This window comes from Phocaeicola coprophilus DSM 18228 = JCM 13818 (genome assembly GCF_000157915.1).
Classification (GTDB): domain Bacteria; phylum Bacteroidota; class Bacteroidia; order Bacteroidales; family Bacteroidaceae; genus Phocaeicola; species Phocaeicola coprophilus.
On record NZ_EQ973632.1, the window covers coordinates 195817 to 201057 of the forward strand.

Below are 5241 nucleotides of genomic sequence, written 5' to 3' on the forward strand. Positions count from 1 at the left end.
GTGTAGAACGGAGGAAACACCCGGAAAGAGGGATCAACCGGTTTTCCGAACAGGCGGGCAAACAAGTCTCTGACCTCGGGCATGGAATGATATGCACCGTTGAGTTCAAATGTGATGCGGCGTGCTTCGTCGCTGGCCCGGTTCATGAATTCATAGATCTCCGGTGTGTTCAGAGGCTTACGCTCTTTTGCATGCTGAAGAAAAGCTTCCAGTTCCATAGACTTGCAGATTTTTTATTTGATGTTTTTCCCCATTTCATACGCTTTCTGAAGAGCTGCATTTCCTTTGATTTCACCTGCATGCCAGACTCCTCCGCAAAAGACCGTTCCACGGACTGCCGGATTCTCCAGACAGTCGAGGAATCCGCTGAAGCTGGTTACAATGCGGTCCATAATTTTTTCATCGTCTTCTGCAGCCGTGGCAATGAAATAGAATTCCTTGTTTTTCATTTCCGTGTAAGGACCACAGCACCGGTCGATAAGCGTTTTCATCTGGGCACTCATGGAATAGAAATAAACCGGAGTTCCCATGACGATGACTTCTGCCTCCAGCATTTTCCGGATGACTTCTGCTGCATCATCATTTTGCGGGCAGGGTTTCTTCTGGCTGCTGCATACATCGCATCCTATGCAGGGATGAATTACTTTGTCGCGCAGGAAAATTTTTTCTACCTGATGGCCGGCATCAATGGCGCCCTGCATAAATTCGTCACAAAGTGAGTCGGAGTTGCCTTTACGGCGGGGGCTGGATGAGAGAATCAATACTTTTTTTGTCATATTCAGTGTGTATCAAGATTATTGTTTAATGTACTTACAAAGTTAGTGACTTTTTGCGGTTGGACGCGTAGACAGATTACGGATTCTATGACCACAATTACTGCTTTCTCTAAAAGCAGTCACTCCGGATGATACGGGAAATATCATCCGGAGTGAAAGGAAAAGTCTGCTGTATCCCGCCGGTCAGGAACGGAAATGGTTCAGTGCTTTTTCCACAATGTGGTGCATGTCATAATATTTATACTCGGCAAGGCGCCCTCCGAAGATGACATTTTTTTCTTCGTCGGCCAGTGCCTTGTATTTCTGGTAAAGCGCATTGTTCCGCTCGTCGTTGACGGGGTAATAAGGTTCGCTGCCTTCCTGCCATTCTGAACTGTATTCACGCGAAATGACAGTTCTGGGGCAATCATCCACTTCAGCACCGAACATTTCGAAATGCTTGTGTTCGATCACCCGGGTGTAAGGCACTTCACGTTCTGTATAGTTGACTACGGCATTTCCCTGATAATTGCTGCAATCCTTGACTTCTGTTTCAAAATGAACGGTCCGGTATTCCAGTTTTCCGAAGCGGTACTGATAGAATTCGTCGATGGCACCGGTGAAAACAATTTGTTCTGCCTGTGCGGTCAATTCATCCCGATGTACAAAGAAATCGCATTCCAGCCGGGTTTCAACACCGTCCAGCAGTCGCTCGATCAGTACATTGTATCCGCCGACAGGAATACCCTGGTATTTATCATTGAAATAGTTGTTGTCGAACACCAGGCGGACAGGCAGACGTTTGATGATGAATGCCGGAAGTTCCGTACATTTTCGTCCCCATTGTTTTTCGGTGTATCCCTTGATCAGTGTCTCGTAGATATCTTTTCCGATGAGAAGCTGGGCCTGTTCTTCCAGATTGCGCGGCTCGGAGATACCTTGTGCTTTCATGCGGGCAATGGCTTCAGCCTTCTGTTCGTTCAGCTTGGCAACTGCTTCTGCCGGGGTTGTTATTCCCCACATCTGGTAGAATGTATTCATGTTGAACGGAAGGTTATAAAGTTTTCCCTTATAATTGGCCACGGGAGAGTTGGTGTATCGGTTGAACTCCACAATGGAATTGACGAAATCCCACACTTCCTTGTTGGAGGTATGGAAGATGTGTGCTCCGTACTTATGTACATTGATGTCTTCAATCTTTTCGCAATAAATGTTTCCTCCTAAATGCGGACGGCGGTCAATGACCAGACATTTCTTTCCCTGTTGTCTGGCTTTGTAGGCAAAGACTGCTCCGAACAGTCCTGCGCCTACGATCAGATAATCGTAATGTTTCATATCGGTTTGTTGTGATCCTATACGTTTGGAGTTTTCAATGAAGTAAAACTAACACTTATTTTTCAGAGAAACAAATATCCATTCTTTTTTAATTGACTATCTTTGCATACCTTATTTAAATATAAGTATCAGTATGAACAGGAAAATTCTTAAACCCATTAAAATTTCAGCGATTGCGGTGGGGGCGCTGATCGTTGTGTTTCTGGCGGTAGTTACCATTGCCGTCAACTTCGTATTTACCCCTTCGAGGCTGACTCCTGTAGTTTTGCGGGTGGCCAATCAGTCCATGAGTGCCAGGCTGGATATGGAAAGTGTGGAACTGACTTTCTTCTCTACTTTCCCGCGTTTCGGCCTGAAACTTACGGACGGATCATTGGTTTCGAAAGCCATTCGGGATACGTTGTGGGAGCGTACGGACTCTCTGGTATCGTTCAAGAAGTGTGTGGTTGTCATTAACCCGATAGACTATCTGAAAGATAAGAAGATCAGTTTGTATTATCTGGGCCTGGAAGATGCATCGGTATATGCTTTTAAAAATAAGGAAGGTGTTGCCAACTGGGACATCGTAGCTGCAGATACGACAGCCGTAGAAGATACGGCCGGGCAGGAACGTCCGGATATCAGTGAGATTAATATCAACCGGGTTGCGTTCAAGCGGGCAAATGTGGTGTTTGATGATCGGGACACCCGGCTGTATGCACGTGTAACGGATGCTGACCTGAACCTGAAAGCTTCGCTTCGGAAAGGACATTCTGATCTGGCTCTGGACTTTAAGAACCGGAATATAATATTCTGGCAGGATGGCCGGTTGCTCTTGCGCCGTATGGCAACGGAACTGAAAACCAATCTTGATCTGAACAGGCAGACCCGTACGCTGACTTTGAAGGATACGCGGCTTTCTGTTAACGGAGTGGCGCTGGATGTGGACGGAACGATTCGCCGGGATACGGTCAATCATGCGGCAGCAGTAGATTTGACCTATGGATTGCATGCTCCGTCGTTGGAGACTGTTCTTCGGATGATTCCGAGAAGTATTATGAAAGATACCAAGGTTGCTGCAAAAGGTGAGGTGAAGGTTGCCGGCACATTAAAGGGTTTGTACGGAAAACAGCAGATGCCGGAAATAACCTTGAAAGTACAGGTAAACGATGCTTCGGCCAAATATGAAGGACTGCCATATGGTATCGACCTGCTTTCGGCAGATTTTGCTGGTTTTATTGACCTGATGAAAAAGAAACCATCCTATGCAGATCTCAAGATTTTCCGTTTTCAGGGAGCGCATACCGATATTCTGGCTGATGCAAAAATAGAGGATTTGCTGGGAGATCCTGATATTACTTTCAATACGAAGTCTTCGATAGACCTGACTTCCCTGTCGCAGGCATTTCCTTTACAGCCGGGAGTAACGTTAGGCGGAAAGGTGGATGCGGATCTGAATCTGCGGTGCCGGTTGTCTGCCCTTCAGAAGCAGGATCTGGGCCGTCTGAAACTGAAAGGAAAGCTGGATATGAAGCAGATGGTGCTGAAAGATACGACGCATAACTTCTCGTTTACCGGAGATGCATCCCTGGCTTTTATCGGTAATGAGGTGCTGGGGGCGAAGATGGAGATCAATAAGATTGCTCTGACTTCCAACCAGATTAACTCGAAAATCGATAAACTGACCGCACGTATCAAGTCGACCAATCCGCAGGATACAACCCGCATTGTCGACATGGAGTGCAAACTGGAACTGGAACAGCTGAAAGGAGAGATGACAGACTCTTTGGGAGTTTTCTGCCGCAAGACGAATGCTACCATACGCATTCAGCCGGGTAAAGTGAATCCGGCCATGCCGAAAGTGGCATTGAGCATGAAGGCTGATACACTTTTCTGTCGGATGGGAGCCATGCGGATGGGGATGGATAAAGGAGGATTTGCCATTACGGCTGAAAAAGTCCGTGATTCGGTGTGGGATCCCAAAGGTATTATCGGTTTTAACCGCCTGCGTGTGAAGACCCCCGAATTTGCATTGCCGATCATTTTCCGAAAGACTCAGGTCACAGTGGGCAACCGTTCGATCAAGCTGAAGAATGCAACCATGCGAATCGGCCGTTCCAACCTGACAGCTTCGGGAGCCGTCTATAACCTCTATGAGGCCATGAAGAAGCATACCTTATTGCGGGCTAATCTGTCGATTAACTCACGAAATCTGGATTGCAACCAGCTGATCAACTCACTGAATTTCCCGGAAGACTCACTGGCAGTAGAGACGGATACGACAGATACGGCGCCTTTGGAACTGTTTGTCATCCCGAAGAATATAGACTTCGAACTGCAGACCAACTTGAAACGGGTGAAATATGGAAAGATGGTGTTTGAAAATGTACACGGAGCCGTTGATGTCCGTAATCAGGCTGTACACCTCAAGAAGCTGACTATGCGGGGACTGGATGCAGACATTGATGCGACGCTGGTTTACCGGGCACGCCGGAAGTCAAGAGGATATGCCGGTTTTGACTTTAAGCTTCATAAGATCAATATTGGCAAGCTGGTGGATTTTATTCCGTCACTGGACACGATTGTGCCCATGCTTCGTTCTTTCCAGGGAATGGTTAATTTTGAAGCTGCAGCTGAAACTTCTCTGGATTCCAACCTGAATGTCCGTATACCGACTTTGCGCTCGGCTGTTCATATCAAGGGTGACAGCCTGGTACTGATGGATGGTGAAACCTTTGCGGAAATCTCGAAGATGCTTCGCTTCAAGAACAAGGAACGCAATGTGTTCGACAGTATTTCAGTGAATCTGACCGTGGATGATGGAAAGGTAACGGTTTATCCTTTCTTGCTGCAGATTGACCGTTATCAGGCTGCGGTAGGCGGTACGCAGGGACTGGATATGAATTTTGATTATCATATCTCTATTCTGAAATGGCCGATCCCCTTGCTCAAGATCGGTGTTAACGTGACTGGTAATGCCGCTGACCTTGACCATGTCAAGATCAAGCTGGGCAAGGCGAAGTATAAAGATGCTGTAACTCCAGTGGAGATCCGCAGAATCGACAGTACCCGAATCAATATGGGTGAGCGGATCGTCAATGATTTTCAGAAAGTAATGATCCGAGGTAATCGGAAGATGCCGGCACTGGCAGAATAAAAAAATAACCGGACA

General features: G+C 46.9%; 3 protein-coding genes and 1 pseudogene. 1 reads left to right on the forward strand and 3 read right to left on the reverse strand.

Annotated features, from left to right (window positions below; translation table 11 throughout):
- From BACCOPRO_RS17955 to glf, 3 genes and pseudogenes are all read right to left on the reverse strand, one after another.
- A pseudogene (locus BACCOPRO_RS17955) lies at positions 1-218 on the reverse strand (sugar O-acetyltransferase); the annotation flags it as partial.
- Between the two features lie 15 nt (positions 219-233).
- The gene (locus tag BACCOPRO_RS02460) at positions 234-776 is read right to left on the reverse strand and encodes a flavodoxin family protein (protein WP_040311072.1); all 543 of its coding nucleotides are present in this window, start codon (positions 774-776) and stop codon (positions 234-236) included.
- A gap of 183 nt (positions 777-959) precedes the next feature.
- Positions 960-2090, reverse strand: coding sequence for a UDP-galactopyranose mutase (gene glf / locus BACCOPRO_RS02465; protein WP_008140586.1), 1131 nt, complete (start codon positions 2088-2090; stop codon positions 960-962).
- A gap of 133 nt (positions 2091-2223) precedes the next feature.
- Here glf and BACCOPRO_RS02470 point away from each other — a divergent pair, with 133 nt between their 5' ends.
- Positions 2224-5226 carry an AsmA-like C-terminal region-containing protein gene (locus BACCOPRO_RS02470; RefSeq protein ID WP_008140588.1) on the forward strand — a complete coding sequence of 1001 codons (3003 nt, stop codon included), beginning with the start codon at positions 2224-2226 and terminating at the stop codon, positions 5224-5226.
- The last annotated feature ends 15 nt before the right edge of the window (positions 5227-5241 follow it).

Coding starts and splice junctions, on each gene's coding strand:
- BACCOPRO_RS02470 (WP_008140588.1), top strand. CDS start 2,224: ATGAACAGGAAAATTCTTAAACCCATTAAAATTTCAGCGATTGCGGTG.
- BACCOPRO_RS02460 (WP_040311072.1), bottom strand. CDS start 776: ATGACAAAAAAAGTATTGATTCTCTCATCCAGCCCCCGCCGTAAAGGC.
- glf (WP_008140586.1), bottom strand. CDS start 2,090: ATGAAACATTACGATTATCTGATCGTAGGCGCAGGACTGTTCGGAGCA.